Below are 21093 nucleotides of genomic sequence, written 5' to 3' on the forward strand. Positions count from 1 at the left end.
ACCGGTATCCGATTAATCGTTCAATTCAAAACGGTAATCTTCGATGACGGTGTTGGCCAGCAGCTTTTCGCACATGGCTTTGACACGGTCTTCAGCTTCTGTCCGGTTTTTCGTCTGCAGATCAAGCTCCAAATACTTGCCGACCCTAACTTTGGCCACTTCCCCAAATCCCATGGAATGGAGAGTGTCTTGAACAGCATTTCCCTGCGGATCCAGCACACTTTGCTTAATGGTTACATAAACAGTTGCCTTCATTACGGTTTCTTCCTCCCTCAGGTCCCTTGCCCGGGATCAACAATTCCATTGTCTTTTCACTGTTATACGGGTCTTCCCGCTTATTGCCGCTTAATCAATCAGGCGTCTGGCAATATTTTCATACCGTTGGGCCGTATCCGCCACCACATCCGCCGGAAGCTCCCCGGGCTCACTGTTTCTATCCCAGCCGGATGCTTGCAGGTAAGTGCGGACAGGCTCCTTATCCATGGAATCGATCTCGATGTCCAGACCATATTTCTCTTCTGCCCAGAAACGGGATGAATCGGGTGTAAACAGCTCGTCAATCAGAATGATCTGATCCCCGACAAACCCGAACTCCAGCTTCGTATCTGCCAAAATAATGCCACGCATGTCACAGAATGTATGGGCCAGTGCATACAGCATGATACTTTTGCTAAGCAGTTGATCCGTTAGCTTATCTCCCAGCCAGCTTCTCATTTCATCCAAAGTAATGTCTTCATCATGGTCCTGGTCATTTTTTTTCGCCGGGGTAAAGATGGGGTGCTCCAGAACCTGATTTTTCCGCAGTCCTTCCGGCAGCTTCTGGCCATTTATCATTCCGGTTTGTTCATACTGCCTCCAGCCCCCGCCCGTAACGTAACCGCGAACTACGCATTCTACGGGAATGCGGGTTGCCTTCTTGACCACCATAAAACGGCCCCGCAGCTTTTCCGGTTCATGAATGATATCCTGAATCCGGGAAAGGTCAGTATGGACCATATGGTTTGCAATCGCCATTTCAGTAGTACCAAACCAGAATTCGCTCAGACTGTTAAGCATGCGTCCCTTGCCGGGAACGGCAGGACGAAGCACATAATCAAATGCGGATATCCGATCGGTGACAACCATCAGGTAATGCTCGCCCAAATCGTACAGTTCACGAACTTTTCCTTTATGAACAAGCGGTGCCTTAACAAGACCCTCTGCCGAATATAATGCTTCATTCAAAGCCATATACACCTCTCCCATTCCCGATATCAAATTCGGAAGATTGCCTATTTCCACCCGAATTTATCGGTTGTCTGAATTAGTTCAAACCCAAGCGTTCGAAAATCGTATCTACATGCTTCAAATGCCAGCTTGGATCGAAGCATTCGGCTATTTCCTCCGCGGTCAGCACTTCGGTAATGGCCGGAGTCTGTTCGATGATTTCACGGAATGAGCGCTGTTCTTCCCAGGCCTGCATTGTCTTCGGTTGAACCGTATCGTAAGCCTGCTCGCGGCTGAATCCTTTATCGATCAGTTTGGTCATCACTCTTCCGGAGAAAGGTAACCCGAAAGTCCGCTGCATGTTCCGCTGCATGTTTTCCGGGAAAACAGTGAGGTTTTGAATCGTGTTGCCGAACCGGTTCAGCATATAATTCAGCAAAATTGTCGCATCAGGTAAAATAATCCGCTCTACAGAGGAATGGGAGATGTCACGTTCATGCCACAGAGGCACATTCTCATAAGCGGAGACCATATGACCGCGAATCACGCGGGCCAGACCGCAAATATTTTCACTGGTTATCGGGTTGCGTTTATGAGGCATCGCTGACGATCCTTTTTGTCCTTTTGCAAACGGCTCTTCGACTTCGCGGAATTCACTTTTTTGCAGCCCGCGAACCTCGGTTGCGAATTTTTCCAGGGAAGTGGCAATCAGGGCTAGTGTAGCCATATACTCGGCGTGACGGTCGCGCTGAAGAGTTTGTGTAGAGATAGGGGCCGGTTTAGTGCCCAGGCGTTCACAGACGTATCGTTCTACGAACGGGTCGATATTGGCGTATGTTCCTACCGCTCCGGAAATTTTCCCGTACTGTACACCGTCGGCCGCAAAGCGGAATCGCTCCAGATTTCGTTTCATTTCCTCATGCCATAGCGCCATTTTCAGACCAAAAGTAGTAGGTTCCGCATGCACGCCGTGTGTTCTGCCCATCATAGGGGTATGTTTATACTGGATTGCTTTCTCTTTTAAAATCCCGATGAAGCGGATCAGGTCCTGTTCCAAAATTTCGTTGGCCTGCTTTATCAGATAGCCAAGAGCCGTATCGACAACATCCGTAGAAGTAAGCCCGTAATGCACCCATTTCCGTTCATCTCCCAGACTTTCCGATACAGTACGGGTAAAGGCAATTACGTCGTGGCGGGTTTCCTGCTCGATTTCATAAATGCGCTCCAGATCAAAAGAAGCATTCTCCCTTAATTTACGTGCGTCCTCTTTAGGAATTACACCCAGTTCAGCCCACGCTTCACACGCCAAAATCTCAACTTCCAGCCAGGCCTTGAATTTATTCTCTTCTGTCCAGATACGTCCCATCTCGGGTCTCGTATAACGTTCAAGCATTATGTCTCCTCCGTGTTCTTTCATTAAATTCTCTTTGCAGGTCAGCCGCTTGCTTCCCTTCTTTTCGTTACTGTCCCCAAATGCCTGTCTTCTTCATCCAGCTGAAACAGACTTCCGGTGAGGCTCCGATCAGATTGAGATGACCCATTTTACGTTTTTGTTTGGCTTCATGTTTTCCGTACAAGTGAAGCTTTATTTCCATATCCGGGTCCGCAGGCAACCGGTCAGCCTGACTTATCCATTGTATCAGAGGTTGCAGGTGCTCTCCCAGAATATTTACCATGACTACAGGTGAAATTAAATCGCTCGATCCAAGCGGCAAATTGCAGATGGCCCGGATGTGCTGTTCGAATTGGGATGTCCGGCAGGCTTCCATCGTATAATGACCGGAATTATGGGGCCTGGGTGCCAATTCGTTCACGTAAAGTTCTCCATCCCCGGTATAAAACAGCTCTACCGCAAGCAATCCCACAAGCTCCAGCGCTCCTGCCAGTTTCATAGCTATTTGCTCCGCTTTTTTTAGTGCATCCCCAGGGATCCGGGCCGGTACTACAGACGTATGGAGGATATGGTTTACATGTGTATTTTCCGCAACAGGAAAAACTTTGATCTCCCCTCTTTGATTTCGCGCTGCAATAATAGAGAGTTCTTTGGAGAAGGGAACGAAAGCTTCTAGAACAAATTCATGATGTATCCGGCTAAGCTCAGTGAATGCCGGTTTGCTTTCTTCCAGATTCCGGATCATCCTCTGGCCCTTTCCGTCGTATCCGCCCGTTACCGTTTTGAGAACGGCCGGAAGGCCAAGCGCCTCTATAGCTTCCAGCAGTTCCGGGTATGTTGTTACTCGCCGGTAGGGCGCTACCTTCACTCCTGCCGCCTCGATGGCCTGCTTCTCCCTAATCCGGTGCTGGGTCAGGTAAAGCAGGCGGCTTCCCTGGGGAACATGACTTTCCCTTTCCAGAAGTGCTGTTACTTCGGCATTTACATTTTCAAATTCGTACGTAATTAGATCTGCCGAATGGGCGAGTTCCCTGGCGGCTTTCCTATCTTCGTAAGAAGCGGTTATTTGGCGGTCGGCCACCTGGCTGCACGGGGCATCCTCAATAGGGTCCAGGGTTACGAAGCGGTATCCCATATTCCGTCCGGCTAATGCCATCATTCTCCCTAACTGGCCTCCACCAAGGATACCTATTGTGCTGCCCGGTAAGGTAACAGAACCGGATTCGCCTGATTTCGTTTTTATGGGTGCTGCCATTTTTTCTGTTACTATTTCCGGATGTTGTCTGGTTTCAAATGCATCCGTATTTATAAGATAGCTGCCGGATTCCAAAGCTTCTTCACGGGTTTCCGGTTTTAAGCTCATAATAGTCCACTGCCTTTCAGCACTTGCTGCCGGGTCCGTTCTCTGCTCTCCCTAACCCTGCAGCTTATTTCCTCATCAAAAGCTCCCAGGATTTGAGCCGCCAGCAGTCCGGCATTGGCTGCTCCTGCACGTCCGATAGCCACGGTTGCTACGGGGATGCCGGCCGGCATTTGTACGATTGAAAGCAGAGAATCCAATCCGTTCAAAGCAGAGCTTTTTACAGGAACACCGACAACCGGAAGTTCCGTCTTGGCGGCAACCATCCCGGGCAAGTGGGCTGCCCCTCCCGCTCCGGCTATGATGACCCGCAGGCCTCTTTCTTTAGCCGACTCTGCGTAGCTGAACATGAGATCAGGCGTACGATGGGCAGAGACCACCTTTTTTTCATAAGGGATGCCCAGTTCATCCAGAATTTCACATGCTGTTTTCATTGTCTCCCAATCCGATTGGCTGCCCATGATGACTCCGACTTTGGCTGTCATTCTCATTCTCCACTCCTTTTTCCATAAACAGCAAAGTGCTGCTAAATTAAGAAAGTCCAGAGATAAGAACCTGGTTCTCATCTTCTGGACTTGGAGATGTCAAAGTAAGCAGGAACGCCTGGCCAGCGTCTGCCGTACTTATCTTCTCGTAGTCCAAAAATTTACGGTTTCTGGGTAGAGACTTTCGGGCCATATTCCCGAATTTATACGAGTTTTCCTATATGAAATTAATGATCAAATGATGGGAATCATCTTAATAACTCAGCATTATCCAAGATAAGATGATTGGTTCATGAAGTAAATAATAAAGCGGATTTATTTTCTCCGACAGGTTCAGTGTAACAGGTACAAGAATACATTGTCAACAAATAAACGAACAATTAAACCAATATACCATTTATTGTTCGTTTTTAAAATGAAGAGTCTTATCACTGGTCTGGCTTGAACCGTGGGGATTCCGGCGCTTCCCCGTTTTTAAGGCGAAGGTTTTGAAATGTTTTATAAGTCGTTTCGCAGGCATCCTGAAAAACTTGGGAATGTACGGGGCTGAATTATTACTCTCTACCCACTAACAAATTAATTTCTTCATAGGTGATACTCTTATTTTTATTATCTCCAAACTTATGAACAACAGGTGTAGGGGTTTGATTAAAATTCATACTCAAGCTTTGATTGGAATAGTGTCCGGCAGGATCAATGTAATATTTAAATTCTATTATTTTTTCAATATCTATATCTGCATACGCAATTCCCTCTGTTTCTGCTGGGACCATATCGCTTATTGGTTCTCCATCTGGTCCGTAGATACAAGTATGTCCACTCTTAAATGTATTGAAGTACTCTTTTTGTTCCGGTGTTAAACAAATCATGTTTTTCATTTTTTCTGAGTATATTGATGAGGTCATTAAGACGAAAGTTTGAGTTGATATTGCATAATATCGACTTGAAATTTCGTCATCAAAGTAACCCGGCCAAGAAGCTACATGTACTTGCTCATTTTGCGAGTTCATCGCAAGTAAATCTAAGGGTACTTGATGCTCCCAACACATAAGTCCTCCCAAATTACCAATTTGCGTTTCAAATACAGGCATTAAGCTTCCGCTTCCATCCCCCCAGATAAGTCTTTCAGCAACAGACGCTCGCATTTTTCGATGTTTTCCAATTAAATCCCCCTTCGGGTTAAACCATAATTGTGCCAAGTATAAAGAGCCTCCGTCCTTTTCACTACAAGAAATGCATACGTAAGTTTCATTTCTTCTGGCTGCTTCACTTATTTTTTGAACAGCTAAACTAGGAATTTCAACAGCATTTTTATATAGTGTCTTATAGAATTCCCTTGTATATTCTGGATGTCCGATAAATGCAAACCAAGGATAACCGGGAAGAAAAGCTTCTGGAAAAGCGACCAATTTCGCACCATTAGAGGCAGCTTGATCAATTAATTGACAAGATTTTTCAACTGTTGCATCTAAGTCTAAGTATATAGGTGCAGCTTGAACAGCTGCAGCGCGATATTTCGGGTAACGATCCATAGAAATACCTCCTAATTTTGTAATAATTTAACTATAATTTAATACTATCATATACATTTCTTAGGTTAAATCGTGGTTTGTTAAATATTTTAGAACAATAGTATCCGACCGCTTTTAAGCTGCTATCCCCCAAGGTGAGAAAATTACATACACAGCAATCATCAGAAGCACCATGACCACTGTAAATGCTTTGGCATGCTTCCATGGCGTCAAATCAACTTTGCCTGATTCATACAGTATGAAATCCTTCTCATGCGGTTTAATCTTCCCGACAATAAGCATAACTAGGATGCACACCGGAAACAGCACGCTTAAAATATACAGGAAATTGATCGTACCCAAATAAAACTTCGAGAGAGTATATAGTACGATATGTACTATAAGCGCGATCTTCGGAGCAATGGCCGGAACCTTTTTGCTGAAGAAACCGACGACTACCGCAGCAATAATCGGGATATTATAAAACCCGAACATCTCCTGCAAGTAATAATACAATCCTGAAGGCGCATACAAAATAAACGGGGATACGATTACAGCTATTGCACCCAGTATAACGGCAAAGATTCTACCTGCCTTTACAAGTTCTTTTTCAGAGGCATCCGGTTTAAAAATCGGTTTATATATATCTAATATGAACAAAGTCAAAGAACTATTGAGTGCCCCGTTAAAAGAGCTTAGAATGGCTCCGAAAAGAACGGCTGCAAAAAACCCGGATAATACCGTAGGCAGTACTTCAATGACAAGAGAAGGATAAGCCATATCCGAATTGTTCAGAGAGTTATTGAACAAATGATAAGCGATGATGCCATGCAGTACCAGGTAGAAGGCTCCGAAAATTTTGAACATGCCGGCGTACAGTACGCCTTTCTGCCCTTCTTTCAGGTTCTTCGCCCCCAAAGTCCGCTGAACGATAGCCTGGTTGGTACACCAATAGAACAGGTTATTGAAGAGCAATCCCGCACAGATGGTCACCCAGGGTACAGGAGAAGAACTGTCACCGATCGAGTTCAGTTTTTCGGGATTTTTGTGCAGCAAAGTATGCATACCGTCCATGAAATTGCCTCCGCCAAGCGCGAATAATCCCAGAATCGTAATAAGCATTCCTCCGACAATCAGCCCGACTCCGTTCAGCGTATCCGAAAGAGCGCAAGCCCGTAAACCGCCCAGTACGACGTAGGCTATACCTGTTATGCCGATTGCAAGAGAGACAAACAGAATAATAGTGAAATCACTTATACCGAATAGGTCGGAAATATTGAAAATTGTATTCAGTACGAGCGCCCCGGAATAAAGTACCGTAGGCAAATAAGCAACGGCGTAACCGATGAGGAATAGCACGGAAATAATCTGACGGGTCCGTAAATCATAACGCTGTTCCAGAAAGTCCGGAATCGTCGTGATCCCCGTTTTCAAATATCTCGGTAAAAAGACAAAAGCCATAAATATAAGTGCGATTGGAGACGTCACTTCCCACGCCATGACAACCATGGATGTGGCATAGCTTTGCCCGTTCAATCCAACCATTTGCTCTGTGGACAGATTGGTAAGAAGAAGAGAGAAAGCGATTACAACTCCTGTTAGACTACGTCCGCCAAGAAAGTATCCGTCCGAGCTGTTCAAGTTGATGCTGCGCGTTTTGTACCAGGAATACCAGGCAACGATCCCGGTATACAGCAAAAAGGTAATGACGGTAATATAGGTCATGGAACTCCTCCTTCTCCATGTATAAGGAAATCTGTTTGCTTAACCTGCCTTGTGCGGTAAAATTCCCTCCGTTAAATTGCTCAACTTGACCAATTCACCTGTTTCAAACGATTCCTTGCATGCATACCCGAGGGCTGTTGACAGCATTCCATCCTCCACTTTTACTTCCGGCTGCTGGCCTTCCAGAATAGAACGGATAAACTCATGAATTTCATCCAGGTAAGCTTGCTCAAATCTTTCCAAAAAACCGTTTGCACATTCGCGTACTACACCCCGGTCATCCATGATCGCCACTTGATTTTTTTCCGGTACTGTACCAATGCGCAGCGTACCATGTGTACCAATGATTTCTGTTTCAATATGATAGCCATACGAGCAATTGCGTCCGGCCACAAAAACCCCCATTTTATTTCCCCCGAATTTAACCAGAGCAGCACCTGTTTCAGCATCCAGCATTTGTGCCAGTTCCGTATATCGGTGAGAACCCCCGATTGCCCAGACCTGTTCCGCTTCATTACCTAAATACCACCGGGCCAGATCTAGATCATGAATCGCCATATCGAGGAACAGGCCACCGCTATAATTGCTTTTTGCAAATTGCAAAAATCCGGGCATAGCCTGAGCAGGATCGAGTCCGTAGCAGCGGATGAGTACAGGTTCACCAATCGCCCCTGCTTCGATCTTCCGCTTGGCATAAGCATAGGATCTGTCATAACGGCGCATAAAACCGAGCATAAACACTTGCTCCAGGTAACGGTGTACCGCTTCTTGTACACGAAGCGCTTCCTCCATGTACAGGCCAAGCGGTTTTTCACTAAATACATGAAAACCTGCAGCAAGAGCCTTCTCAATTTGCTCACAGTGATAGGAGGACGGTGAGGCGATTACAATCGCATCCAGTTCTTTATTCTGCAGCATCTCCTCATAATCGGTATAGCCGTAAGGTACCCCGAGCTGTGTCTTGGTTTCCGCGACCTCTTCCGTCTTTATGCTGCAAACCGCTGCCAGCCTGCAGTTAGGAATACGGAATGCCAGATTCTCCGCATGCTGGCGTCCCAACCGCCCCAAACCTACCAGTCCTACCGATACACATTTGTTGCTCCCCATAATAAGTCAGCCTCTTTTCTCCTGGTTTATATGCCTGCTTGCTGTAAAATATAATCCCTTGCCTTTAACGCGTATTCGAATGGATTCGCTTTGTCAGGGTCCTGTTCCGCTTCTACGATCATCCATCCCCGGTAAGAAGCGGCGGATAAAGCTTCGAATACCGGGACAAAGTTTACGGTACCGTCTCCCGGAACGGTAAATACTCCTTCCCTGACCGCCTGCAGAAAACTGAGCTTTTCCTTCCGCACGTGAATTGCGATATCATGACGAACATCTTTCAGATGGACATACTTGATCCTGTGCATATAGCGGGTCAATATTTCCAAAGGATCTTCACCCGAAAAAACAAGGTGTCCTGTATCATAAAGCAATGAAACCAAATCCGGATTCGTACCTTCCATCAGCCGGATAATTTCCTCTGTCGTTTGAATCCCAGTTCCCATATGATGGTGATATACAATATGCATATCTTTTTCCCGGGCCAGTTCTCCAAGAGTATGCAATCCGCTTGTTAAGCGCTTCCAATCTTCATTGTCAAATATTGGCTTATTATCGAAAACAGGCGTATTCATATAGCCTTGAATACTGTGTCCCTGCTCGGATATAACAATCACATCCGCTCCCATCTCGTGCAGGAAATCGCGGTGTTGAATGAACGCGGACACTGTCTCTTCCAAGGGCTTTATTGTTAAGAAAGCACTGAACCAGGCACTGGCCACCTCCAAATTACGCAATCGGAGCTTTTCTCGCAAAATGCTTACATTACGCGGATATTTATTCCCTATCTCCGTCCCTTTATAGCCTGCAAGTGCCATTTCGCTCACACATTGCTCAAACGTATTCTCCCCGCCAAGTTCGGGCATATCGTCGTTCGTCCAAGCGATTGGCGCAATTCCGATCTTCACGCTTCCTGTTGCAAACATGCTATATTCCTCCCTTTGGCAAGGGCCGGACTGCCCATGTTTTTATGTTTATACAACCCGTCCCTGCCAATAACCCTTATTTGTTTTTTCCTGTTTAATAACGTCTTGCTCGCTGTAGGATACGATGGCGTTCTTCCCTCGCCTGGGCGATTTGCTGTTTCGCTGAAACTTCCGCTACGCCGACATTCCACCAGGTTCCGTAGCCTTTCGTCATCGTTTTCGGCAGTATTTTAATGTCGATAAGCGTAGATACCGTCTGCTGCTTTGCTGCTGCTATTGCCTGCTCCAATTCCTCGAGTGTACGCACTGTATAGGTCGCTACACCGTAACCAGCTGCACTCCGGGCGAAATCGATGCTGACAAGCGGCCCGTCCAATTTGCCTGTCGACTTGTTCCGGGCTCGGAATTCGGTACCGAAGCTGCCCATGCCGTTACCCATCTGCAGGTTGTTAATACAGCCGAATCCGATATTATCAAATAACAGCACATTGATCTTCTGTCCCTCTTGGATACTTGTGACAAGCTCGGAATGGAGCATCAGATAGCTTCCGTCACCTGAGAATGCGTAAACTTCCCTTTCCGGTTCCGCCATCTTCACACCAAGTGCCCCCGAGATCTCATATCCCATACACGAATACCCGTACTCCATGTGGTACGTATGCGGTTTCTCCGCCATCCACATCCTCTGTAAATCCCCGGGAAGGCTTCCCGATGCACCAACGATAACCGCATTTTCTCCAAGCAGCCTGTTCAACGCCGCCAATACTTGCGTCTGGGTCAAGAAACTTCCTGAAGTCTGCGCATATTCAGGCAGAACTTCATCCAAATGCCCTGCAATCTCGGGAGTAAACGTCATTTTATCGTATTGGATTCCGGCAAGACGTTTCCATTCCTCGTTCCAGTTGGAGCGTGCATCCTCGATCTCTGTCTTGTAAGCGGTAGTGTATCCGATAGCTTCCAGACGCTGCTGCAAAGCGGCAAGAGCTGCTTTGGCATCCGCTACTACCGGTGTCGCATCAAGCTTGAATGCCTGAAACTCCGATACGTTCACGGTCAAAATATCTGTCCCGGCAGAGCCGAACAGTTCCTTTGAACCAGTAGTAAAATCGGTAAACCTTGTGCCGACTCCGATAATGAGATCCGCTTGTCTCACGATATCATTCGCTGCCGCATTACCGGTTACGCCGATACCGCCAAGGTTAAGCGGATGGGAACAAGGTACGGCGCTTTTGCCCGCCTGGGTTTCCGTAATCGGAATACGGAAGGCTTCTGCGAAAGCTTGCAGAGCATCACCCGCCTCGGAGTATCGCACACCCCCGCCACATATAATAAGGGGTTTGCGTTTATACGAAATGAGCCGGACTGCATCATCAATCGCCTGCTCTGTCGGCGGACGGCGGTCTATACGATGAACCCGTTTCTTAAAGAATGATACCGGATAATCATATGCCTCTGCCTGAACATCCTGCGGCAGGGCAATGGTTACAGCACCGGTATCCGCCGGGTTCGTCAGCACGCGCATTGCCTGAATCATTGCCGTCATGAGTTGTTCCGGACGGACGATACGGTCCCAATATCTGCTTACCGGACGGAACGCATCATTCGTTGACAGGGTAAAATCATTCGGCTGTTCAATCTGCTGCAGTACCGGATCGGGCTGGCGCGAAGCGAAAGTATCTCCGGGAAGCAATAATACCGGAATCTGATTGGCCGTAGCAGTTGCTGCTGCCGCCACCATATTCGCAGCACCGGGACCTACTGACGATGTACAGGCACAAATCTCCTTGCGCCGCTTCTGTTTGGCGAATGCCGCTGCAGCATGCGCCATTCCTTGCTCATTGCGTCCCTGATATACTTCAAGACTGCCGCTGTCCTCTTCAAGAGCCTGGCCCAGTCCCAATACGTTTCCATGGCCGAATATCGTAAAGATGCCTTTGACGAAACGATGTTCCACACCGTCAAATTCGACATACTGCTGGTTGAGAAATTTGACCAGCGCCTGTGCCATAGTTAATCGAATTGTTTCCAAGCATATCCCTCCTTACCAGCGTGTTGTAACCATCTTTTTGCGTGTATAAAATTCCACTCCATCCGTTCCGTTGGCATGTAAATCCCCGTAGAAGGAATCTTTCCAACCGGAGAACGGGAAGAATGCCATCGGCGCCGGCACTCCCACATTCACGCCCAGCATGCCTGCGTCAATATTTTCACGGAATTGGCGCATATAAGCTCCACTTTTTGTAAAGATGCATGCACCGTTTGCAAAACAGGATTCATTCGTCCAGTCAATCGCTTCATCAAGACCTTTTATACGGACAATAGAGAGCACCGGGGCAAAAATTTCATCCTTCCAGATCTTCATCTGCTGTGTTACGTTATCAAAAATGGTTGGCCCTATAAAGTAGCCTTCCTTGTGTGACTCAGCATCCTTCCGCCCATCCCTTACCAGACGCGCTCCTTCCTCAATACCGGATTTAATGTAGCCAATTGTACGCTCCTTATGGGAGTCACGGATAACAGGACCAAGGAAGACGTTTTCCTGGGCCCCGTTCCCTATGATTAGCTCATCTGCTGCCTCGGTCAGCTTAGAAATCAATTTGTCTGCAACAGTTTCCTGTACCAGCACCACTGAACAAGCCATGCATCTCTCCCCGGCAGAACCAAAGGCGGCATTCATAATTTGGGTTGCGGCCTGATCCAGATCGGCATCTTCCATCACAATCGAGTGATTTTTCGCGCCCGTCAACGCCTGTACCCGTTTCAGATTCGCCGTTCCGCGTTTATATACATATTCGCCGACAGGTTGTGAACCAACGAAGGAAACGGCCTTCACTTTCTTGTGGTCAAGCAAACCATTTACCACATCATGGGCTCCGTGTACGATGTTGAGTACACCTGCGGGCAAACCCGCTTTTTCCATCAGTTCTGCCAGACGGCAGGTTAGCAGCGGTGTGCGTTCTGAAGGCTTGAGCACAAAGGTGTTTCCACAAGCAATAGCAAGAGGGAACATCCAGCATGGTACCATCATAGGAAAGTTAAAAGGAGTGATTCCGCCAACGACGCCGATTGGATAGCGGTACATTCCCGATTCGATATTTGTAGCGATGTTAGGTAACTGCTTGCCCATCATAAGCGTCGGAGCCCCTGCCGCAAACTCCACACATTCAATTCCCCGCTGTACCTCACCATAAGCTTCTTTGCAATTTTTTCCGTTCTCTAGGGTGATGAGATTCGCCAGTTCGTCCCAATGCTCAACCAGAAGCTGCTGATATTTGAACATGATGCGGGCCCGGCGCGGAACAGCCGTACATGACCAAGTCTGAAACGCCTTTGCAGCCGTTTCAACCGCCTCATTCAGTTCTTCTGTGCTGGACAATGGCACGTGAGCAATAATTTCACCCGTTGCCGGATTATAAACAGGCTCGGTTTTACCCGAAGTCGATTCCTTCCATTCCCCGCCGATATAGTTTTGAATAATTTTTCCTATTGCCATCTTCCATTTCTCCTCTCTCTATTCCCATTTATTTTTTATCGGGGTTTTCATCCTGCTCAATCGCTTATACTCGCCGTTTGCAATAAACGAATCCAATTCCTCCCGTGTAGGCATAGCCTCAGAGCAGCTGTGACGGGAAATAACGATGGCAGCGGAAGCACTGCCGTATTCCATCGCCCGCGGCAGTTCCCAGCCTTGCATCAGACCATAGATCATAGCAGAGGCATAGGAGTCTCCTGCACCGAATGTTTTAAGGACCTTCGTTTTGAAAATACCGCCTCTATATGCATTCCCTTCTCTTGTGTAAGCGATGGAACCTTCCGAACCATGCTTAATAAGGACGACTTTAGCATGATGTTGAAACCATTTTTCAGCGGTTAGCTTATCATTAACCTGGTGGCCGGCGAATTTCTCCATCATGTCGAATTCTTCCTGCGTACCAATAATGAAATCGCTTTTTTCCGCCGCCAGCTGATAATAGATTGAAGTTTCAGCAACATTGTTCCAAGTGTAAGGGCGATAATCCAAATCAAAGAATACGAATACGTTATGTTTGCGAGCATATTCCAGTGCAACAAAAACCGCTTCACGTGAAGGACTGGCTGCTAGTGCCGTTCCAGAAATAAGCAGAGCCTTAGATTGACTGATATATTCCTCGGATACTTCATCCGGTTTCAGCAGCAAATCAGCCACATTATCCCGGTACATCAAAATACTGCAATCGGTCGGACTTTTGATTTCGGTAATAGCAAGACCGGTTATAGCCCCCGTATTATCCACCGCTAACTGTGATGTATCAATTAATTTTTCTATCAAATATTGCTTGATGTAACGTCCCATCTGGTCATTCGCCAGCTTTCCGATAAAACCGCTCTTTAAGCCAAGATTGGCTGCCCCGACAGCGATATTCGCCGGGGACCCCCCAACATACTTAGTAAATGTTCTCGTCTTTTCCATAGGCTTGTTGATTTCGTTCGCATTTAAATCAATACATAGTCTTCCGACCGCTATTAAATCCAACTTCCGATTTACCGGAAATGTTAATGCACTCACGTCTGTCAGCACCTCCGCCTGTTTTGCTTCAAACTTTAATATGTAAAGCCTCAAGTAACGTTAAGTTGATATTGCAGGTTTGTGCAAAATGGGTTAAGCGCTTACCTTATGGCTAATTATAATCACATTTTTTCGGGAATGTAAACGCTTTTTTAAATGAGTTTTAAAGTTCTTTTTTTCACAATTATCTATTCTTACATATTAGAAATGTTTTCTTTATTATTGAATTTTCAGCCATTCGTCCTATTTTTCACATAGTTTTCTTCTTGCTAATAATTCTATTATCACGTATAGTAAAAGTGAGTTAAGCGCTTTCCCTAAATTGAACAATTTGACGGAAAGCAGGGATGTTTATGCTTCAAGTTGGGATTATCGGTGCGGGACGAATTGGAAAACTTCATGCAGCTAATATTCAGCAAATGAGTCATGTACGTGTACGTGCCATTTCGGATGTATGTATTTCAGGGCTGGATAACTGGGCTTCTGAATTAAACATCCCCGTTATAACGAATGATTACCGTGACTTATTAAATGACCCGGATATTCAGGCAGTTTTTATCTGTTCGCCAACCAGCACTCATGCTTCGATCATTCAAGAGGCCGCTGAAGCAGGTAAACACATATTTTGCGAAAAACCAATTAGTTTCTCTGTGGAAACAACAAGACAGGCTTTGGAAGCAGTTGAAAAAGCCGGAATCAAGATGCAGGTCGGCTTTAACCGGCGTTTTGACCTTAATTTCAAAAAAGCACGGGATGTTGTACAGGCGGGCACGATTGGAATTCCACATTTGCTGCGCATAACATCCCGTGACCCTGAACCGCCTTCACCTGAATATGTGTCCAAATCGGGCGGTCTGTTCATGGATATGACGATACATGATTTCGACATGGCCCGTTATGTCATGCAAAGTGAAGTGGTTGAAGTCTACGCACAGGGGGCCAATCTGATCGACCCGAAAATTGGAGAGTTAAACGATATTGACACAGCTGTGATCAACCTTCGTTTTGCTAATGGTGCATTAGGTGTTATAGAAAACAGCCGCAAGGCAGTGTATGGCTATGATCAACGTTTGGAAGCTTTCGGTTCAAAAGGGTGTGTATCTATAAACAATGAACGCCCGTCTACAGCCGTTGTAGCAACCTCTGACGGAGTAGAGATGGATAAGCCGCTTTTTTTCTTTTTGGAACGGTATACACAGGCCTATATCCAGGAAGTTCGGGACTTCGTCCGTTCTATCCTATTTAACGAACCTATCGTATGTAATGCCAACGATGGATTACAGGCTGAAAGAATAGCCCGGGCGGCAAAAGAATCACTTGTTTGCCGGCACCCCGTTACTCTTGAACTCAAAACACCGGTTATAAACACATAAACAATAAAATAGAGAAATTTATGATACATTCAGTAAGGAGGTTTACAAATGTCTAAATTAATGGTCAAACCCGAACCAAGAGATGAACATGGAAAGATTATATCCGTAACGCCCCAAAATGCGGGATGGAGATATGTCGGTTTTGAAGTGTACTCTTTGTGCCCAGGAGAGACCTTGCAGCGGGAGACGAAGGATCAGGAAGCCTGCCTGGTTTTGTTGAGCGGGAAAGCAACAATTAGTACAAAGGAGCAAACGTTCGGCCTGTTCGGACAAAGAATGAGTGTATTCGAACAGATTCCCCTTACTCTGTTTATGTGCCTAACAATGACTGCTATACAGTTAAGGCCGAGACGCCATTGGAATTGGCCGTTTGCTTAGCACCGGGAAAAGGAACCTATCCAGCCAGGTTAATCGCTCCTGAAGATGTTGGTGTTGAAACGCGGGGATCCGGAAGTACTCAGCGGCATATTCATAACATATTGCCCGAGCAGAAAGAGGCGGACAGCTTGCTGGTGGTAGAAGTATTTACACCGGCGGGACATTGGTCGAGTTATCCTCCGCATAAACATGACCGCGACCGTTTACCGCATGAATCATATCTGGAAGAGACCTATTACCATGAAGTAAATCCTGGACAAGGCTTTGTTATGCAGCGCGTTTATACGGATGACCGCTCGCTTGACGAGACGTTAGCCGTTCCTAACCGGCATGTTGTATTAGTTCCCGAAGGATATCATCCTGTATCGGCTCCTCCAGGTTACGATTCCTATTATTTAAACGTAATGGCAGGTCCTGTCCGGACATGGAAATTCCATAACGACTCAGACCATGAATGGCTATTTGCCAGGTAGATTGGCCAATTAGATTGTTAAGTTAATTGGAAAGTGAAATATGGGAAATTTTCATCTTATTAGCAGAACAGCAGGATCAAAACTTGATCAAACAGTCTAAGGAGAATGGGGATAGTCCATTCTCCTTTTGTTGTCTATAATGAATAAAGAAACATAAGTAATTATGGAATGAATGCAGGTAGAGGAGTAAGAGATGAAATCAACCATTTATGACGTTGCCAAATCAGCTGGTGTCTCCATCGCCACTGTATCTAAAGTAATCAATCAAACCGGAAATATCAGTGAAAAAACACGGGAGCGTGTTCTTCATACCATGAAAGAACTTCAATATCAGCCAAGCGTTGTAGCTTCCGCGCTTACCGGAAAAAAAACATCCACCTTTGGGCTGCTGATCCCGGACCTCGCAAACCCGTTCTTCGCGGAGGTTGCCCGCAATCTGGAGGATCAGGCCCAAGCTTCCGGTTATAGTATCGTCATGTGCAGTACTGATAACAAGGACCGCAAAGGCCTTGAATATATCTCATTGATGCAGCGCAAGCAAATCGATGGACTTATCGTTGCCTGTCAATTTTCAGATTGGTCATTGTTCCGGGACAGTATTGCCGACGATTTTCCGGTAGTCTTGTTTTCTAAAGATATCCCATCCTTATCTATGCATACAGTTACCGTCGATGATTGTAAAGGCGGATATCAGGCCATTCAGCATCTCGCTTCCTTAAATCACATCCGCATCGGTATAGTCACGGAGGATAGTCCAAGTGGCGACTACCGTTTGCAAGGAGCAAAGCAAGCTATGAGTGATGCCGGGATTCCTGTTATTAACGATTGGATTGTAAGGGTGAATTCTTCTATTCAGGAAGCCTTTGAAGGAACATCACGCATATTTGCAATGAAAGAGCGCCCTACAGCTCTATTTGCTTGCAATGACCTGCTGGCCATAGGTGCCCTGCAAGCGGCTCAACAATCAGCACTGCGTGTTCCTGAAGATTTATCCATCATCGGATTTGACGATACGATTCTGTCCAAAATCGTGATACCCCGATTGACCACAATTTCTCAACCGATTCAAGAAATGGCAAGGGAAACGGTTCAACTACTGCTGCGCCAATCCGAAAAGCCTGATGTGCCAAAACAAAAGATTGTTTTTCACCCTCAATTGGTTCTAGGACTTTCCTCGCGGCTTTTAGAACAACAATCTTAATGTAGATATTGATTGGTTTCGATTTTAAAAACATAAGGGAACGATTTTATTTTTGGCAAATCAACCAGTTGGAATGAAGTCCTTGTTATTACGGTTATTTATTATGTTTGTATCTCTATATTATTTGTTCGTAATAAAACTGGTAACAAAAAGAGTTGATAAATGATTCTTAGGACAGGTGACTTTCACTGTCCTTTTTTCGTCGGGGATTTCGGTAGATTGGCTTATCTTCCCTTATGCTGGTGGCCGGAAAACAATTCTGGACAATCTTTACCATAAGAGTAGTTGGTTTCTGATATAGTTCTATGTCTCTAGATGAGAAAAATCGGAGCCATAGGAAATATAATTAGTTGTAAGTGTAGACATAAAACAAAAAGCCTCCCTGAAACAAGTCAGGAAGACTTCTTGTTGCTTGGCAACGTCCTACTCTCCCAGGACCCTTCGGTCCAAGTACCATCGGCGCTGGAAGGCTTAACGGCCGTGTTCGGGATGGGTACGCGTGGTTCCCTTCCGCTATCGTCACCAAACCGGATTTTTCGAAGCATTGCTTCTTCGATCAGACTGCGAGAAAATATCCTACCTTAGACTACCATTTTTGCGAAGCAAAATATGACCATTCAGATCGGATTTTTCGAAGCGTTACTGCTTCGATCAGGCTGCGAGAAAATATCCTGCCTTAGAAAAGGCATGCAGCTTGAACCAGCCTCTTGCACCCTGAAAACTAGCAGCGAAGCAAAGTGTACTTAGAACAGTTGTTTCTTTAGGATAAGCCCTCGACCGATTAGTATTGGTCAGCTCCACGCATTGCTGCGCTTCCACCCCCAACCTATCTACCTCGTCGTCTTCAAGGGGTCTTACTACTTGGGAAATCTCATCTTGAGGCGGGTTTCACGCTTAGATGCTTTCAGCGCTTATCCCTTCCGTACATAGCTACCCAGCTGTGCTCCTGGCGGAACAACTGGTACACCAGCGGTACGTCCATCCCGGTCCTCTCGTACTAAGGACAGCTCCTCTCAAATTTCCTGCGCCCACGACAGATAGGGACCGAACTGTCTCACGACGTTCTGAACCCAGCTCGCGTACCGCTTTAATGGGCGAACAGCCCAACCCTTGGGACCTACTTCAGCCCCAGGATGCGATGAGCCGACATCGAGGTGCCAAACCTCCCCGTCGATGTGGACTCTTGGGGGAGATAAGCCTGTTATCCCCAGGGTAGCTTTTATCCGTTGAGCGATGGCCCTTCCATGCGGTACCACCGGATCACTAAGCCCGACTTTCGTCCTTGCTCGACTTGTAGGTCTCGCAGTCAAGCTCCCTTCTGCCTTTGCACTCTTCGAATGATTTCCAACCATTCTGAGGGAACCTTGGGGCGCCTCCGTTACTCTTTAGGAGGCGACCGCCCCAGTCAAACTGCCCACCTGACACTGTCCCCGAACCGGTTCACGGTCCCGGGTTAGAACTCCGATACGATCAGAGTGGTATCCCAACGCTGCCTCCACCGAAGCTGGCGCTCCGGCTTCTTAGGCTCCCACCTATCCTGTACAGATCGTACCAAAGTCCAATATCAAGCTGCAGTAAAGCTCCATGGGGTCTTTCCGTCTTGTCGCGGGTAACCTGCATCTTCACAGGTATTAAAATTTCACCGGATCTCTCGTTGAGACAGCGCCCAAGTCGTTACGCCATTCGTGCGGGTCAGAATTTACCTGACAAGGAATTTCGCTACCTTAGGACCGTTATAGTTACGGCCGCCGTTTACTGGGGCTTCGGTTCATAGCTTCGGGCCTTAAGCCCTAACCACTCCCCTTAACCTTCCAGCACCGGGCAGGCGTCAGCCCATATACTTCGCCTTGCGGCTTCGCATAGACCTGTGTTTTTGCTAAACAGTCGCTTGGGCCTATTCACTGCGGCCCCCTCGAGCTATTCACTCTACCGGGGCACCCCTTCTCCCTAAGTTACGGGGTCATTTTGCCGAGTTCCTTAACGAGAGTTCTTCCGCGCGCCTTAGAATTCTCTTCTCGCCTACCTGTGTCGGTTTGCGGTACGGGCACCTGCACCTGGCTAGAGGCTTTTCTTGACAGTGTGAGATCAAGACCTTCGCTACTGCTATTTTCACTCCCCGTCACAGCCCGGCTTTCATCGTGTGCGGATTTGCCTGCACACCAGCCTCACTGCTTGGACAAGCACTTCCATCAGCTTGCGTCCCTACCCTACTGTGTCACCCCATCGCTCATAGCGGTGTTTGGTGGTACAGGAATTTCTGCCTGTTGTCCTTCGACTACGCCTTTCGGCCTCGCCTTAGGTCCCGACTTACCCTGAGCGGACGAACCTTCCTCAGGAACCCTTAGGCTTTCGGCGGATCAGATTCTCACTGATCTTTTCGTTACTCATACCGGCATTCTCACTTCCAAGCGCTCCAGCTGTCCTCACGGTCAACCTTCTATGCTGCTTGGAACGCTCCCCTACTGCCCTTAATTAGGACCCATAGCTTCGGTGGTGTATTTAGCCCCGTTACATTTTCGGCGCAGAGTCACTCGACCAGTGAGCTATTACGCACTCTTTAAATGGTGGCTGCTTCTAAGCCAACATCCTGGTTGTCTGTGCAACTCCACATCCTTTCCCACTTAACACACACTTGGGGACCTTAGCTGATGATCTGGGCTGTTTCCCTCTTGACAATGGATCTTAGCACTCACTGTCTGACTCCCGGGCACCGAGTGGATGGCATTCAGAGTTTGACTAGACTTGGTAACCCTTGGCGGGCCCCGCACCCAATCAGTGCTTTACCTCCATCACTCTAACCCGAGGCTAGCCCTAAAGCTATTTCGAGGAGAACCAGCTATCTCCGAGTTCGATTGGAATTTCTCCGCTACCCCCACCTCATCCCCGAATTTTTCAACATTCGTGGGTTCGGGCCTCCAGTGAGTGTTACCTCACCTTCACCCTGGACAGGGGTAGATCACACGGTTTCGGGTCTACGCCTGCATACTTCCAAGCAATACAAAGTATTGCTACTTCGTAAGCTTATGCTTTGCCCTGTTCAGACTCGCTTTCGCTGCGGCTCCGGCTCTTCACCTTAACCTTGCATGCAAGCGTAACTCGCCGGTTCATTCTACAAAAGGCACGCCATCACCCTGATTTCCCGAAGAAAATCATAGGGCTCTGACTTCTTGTAAGCACACGGTTTCAGGTTCTCTTTCACTCCCCTCCCGGGGTGCTTTTCACCTTTCCCTCACGGTACTGCTTCACTATCGGTCGCTAGGGAGTATTTAGCCTTGGCAGATGGTCCTGCCGGATTCCGACGGGGTTTCCCGTGTCCCGCCGTACTCGGGATCCACCTTGGAGAGAGCAGACTTTCAGCTACAGGGCTGTTACCTTCTGTGGCAGGCCTTTCCAGACCTCTTCGCCTAATCTG

General features: G+C 47.1%; 14 protein-coding genes, 2 rRNA genes, 1 pseudogene and 1 riboswitch (1 of these 18 cut by a window edge). Of the genes and pseudogenes, 3 read left to right on the top strand and 14 right to left on the bottom strand.

What is annotated here, in order from left to right; all coding sequences use genetic code 11:
* Positions 1-12 precede the first annotated feature (12 nt).
* The 12 genes from purS to iolC form a co-directional block, all read right to left on the bottom strand.
* Positions 13-255 carry a phosphoribosylformylglycinamidine synthase subunit PurS gene (purS, locus tag BXP28_RS13650; protein ID WP_023485276.1) on the bottom strand — a complete coding sequence of 81 codons (243 nt, stop codon included), beginning with the start codon at positions 253-255 and terminating at the stop codon, positions 13-15.
* Between the two features lie 90 nt (positions 256-345).
* Positions 346-1230, bottom strand: coding sequence for a phosphoribosylaminoimidazolesuccinocarboxamide synthase (locus BXP28_RS13655; RefSeq protein ID WP_036655288.1), 885 nt, complete (start codon positions 1228-1230; stop codon positions 346-348).
* A 73-nt stretch (positions 1231-1303) separates the two neighbouring features.
* Complete coding sequence (gene purB, locus BXP28_RS13660) at positions 1304-2599, bottom strand: adenylosuccinate lyase (protein WP_036655290.1); 1296 nt, start codon at positions 2597-2599, stop codon at positions 1304-1306.
* Positions 2600-2666: 67 nt separating this feature from the next.
* Entirely contained in the window at positions 2667-3854 is a 1188-nt protein-coding gene (gene purK, locus BXP28_RS13665; RefSeq protein WP_046655208.1) for a 5-(carboxyamino)imidazole ribonucleotide synthase, read from the bottom strand.
* Positions 3855-3958: 104 nt separating this feature from the next.
* Complete coding sequence (gene purE / locus BXP28_RS13670) at positions 3959-4444, bottom strand: 5-(carboxyamino)imidazole ribonucleotide mutase (RefSeq protein ID WP_036655292.1); 486 nt, start codon at positions 4442-4444, stop codon at positions 3959-3961.
* A gap of 129 nt (positions 4445-4573) precedes the next feature.
* Positions 4574-4675: riboswitch (purine riboswitch) on the bottom strand.
* A 323-nt stretch (positions 4676-4998) separates the two neighbouring features.
* Positions 4999-5976 (bottom strand): carbon-nitrogen hydrolase family protein, encoded by a 978-nt coding sequence (locus BXP28_RS13675; protein ID WP_023485281.1) that lies wholly within the window; start codon positions 5974-5976, stop codon positions 4999-5001.
* 114 nt (positions 5977-6090) lie between these two features.
* Positions 6091-7680, bottom strand: a complete 1590-nt coding sequence (locus BXP28_RS13680) for a solute:sodium symporter family transporter (protein ID WP_023485282.1) — start codon at positions 7678-7680, stop codon at positions 6091-6093.
* A 39-nt stretch (positions 7681-7719) separates the two neighbouring features.
* On the bottom strand, positions 7720-8787 hold the full coding sequence (locus BXP28_RS13685; protein ID WP_023485283.1) for a Gfo/Idh/MocA family oxidoreductase: 1068 nt from the start codon (positions 8785-8787) through the stop codon (positions 7720-7722).
* A gap of 26 nt (positions 8788-8813) precedes the next feature.
* Complete coding sequence (iolE, locus tag BXP28_RS13690; RefSeq protein ID WP_023485284.1) at positions 8814-9710, bottom strand: myo-inosose-2 dehydratase; 897 nt, start codon at positions 9708-9710, stop codon at positions 8814-8816.
* 94 nt (positions 9711-9804) lie between these two features.
* Positions 9805-11739: a 3D-(3,5/4)-trihydroxycyclohexane-1,2-dione acylhydrolase (decyclizing) gene (iolD, locus tag BXP28_RS13695; RefSeq protein ID WP_036655295.1), complete on the bottom strand. Its 1935-nt coding sequence runs from the start codon at positions 11737-11739 to the stop codon at positions 9805-9807.
* A gap of 12 nt (positions 11740-11751) precedes the next feature.
* Positions 11752-13203, bottom strand: a complete 1452-nt coding sequence (locus BXP28_RS13700) for a CoA-acylating methylmalonate-semialdehyde dehydrogenase (protein ID WP_023485286.1) — start codon at positions 13201-13203, stop codon at positions 11752-11754.
* 18 nt (positions 13204-13221) lie between these two features.
* A complete protein-coding gene (gene iolC, locus BXP28_RS13705) occupies positions 13222-14256 on the bottom strand; it encodes a 5-dehydro-2-deoxygluconokinase (protein WP_046655206.1) in 1035 nt (344 codons plus the stop codon).
* Positions 14257-14603: 347 nt separating this feature from the next.
* Here iolC and iolG point away from each other — a divergent pair, with 347 nt between their 5' ends.
* The 3 genes and pseudogenes from iolG (at position 14604) to BXP28_RS13720 (ending at position 17681) form a co-directional block, all read left to right on the top strand.
* Positions 14604-15629 carry an inositol 2-dehydrogenase gene (gene iolG, locus BXP28_RS13710; RefSeq protein ID WP_023485288.1) on the top strand — a complete coding sequence of 342 codons (1026 nt, stop codon included), beginning with the start codon at positions 14604-14606 and terminating at the stop codon, positions 15627-15629.
* 48 nt (positions 15630-15677) lie between these two features.
* Positions 15678-16480, top strand: a pseudogene (iolB, locus tag BXP28_RS13715) (5-deoxy-glucuronate isomerase).
* Positions 16481-16673: 193 nt separating this feature from the next.
* Positions 16674-17681, top strand: coding sequence for a LacI family DNA-binding transcriptional regulator (locus tag BXP28_RS13720; protein WP_023485290.1), 1008 nt, complete (start codon positions 16674-16676; stop codon positions 17679-17681).
* Positions 17682-18091: 410 nt separating this feature from the next.
* Here BXP28_RS13720 and rrf read toward each other — a convergent pair.
* Positions 18092-18208, bottom strand: a 5S ribosomal RNA gene (gene rrf / locus BXP28_RS13725).
* Between the two features lie 234 nt (positions 18209-18442).
* A 23S ribosomal RNA gene (locus BXP28_RS13730) occupies positions 18443-21093 on the bottom strand; it runs 330 nt beyond the window's last position.

The sequence above is a fragment of the Paenibacillus larvae subsp. larvae genome (assembly GCF_002003265.1).
GTDB classification, from domain to species: domain Bacteria; phylum Bacillota; class Bacilli; order Paenibacillales; family NBRC-103111; genus Paenibacillus_H; species Paenibacillus_H larvae.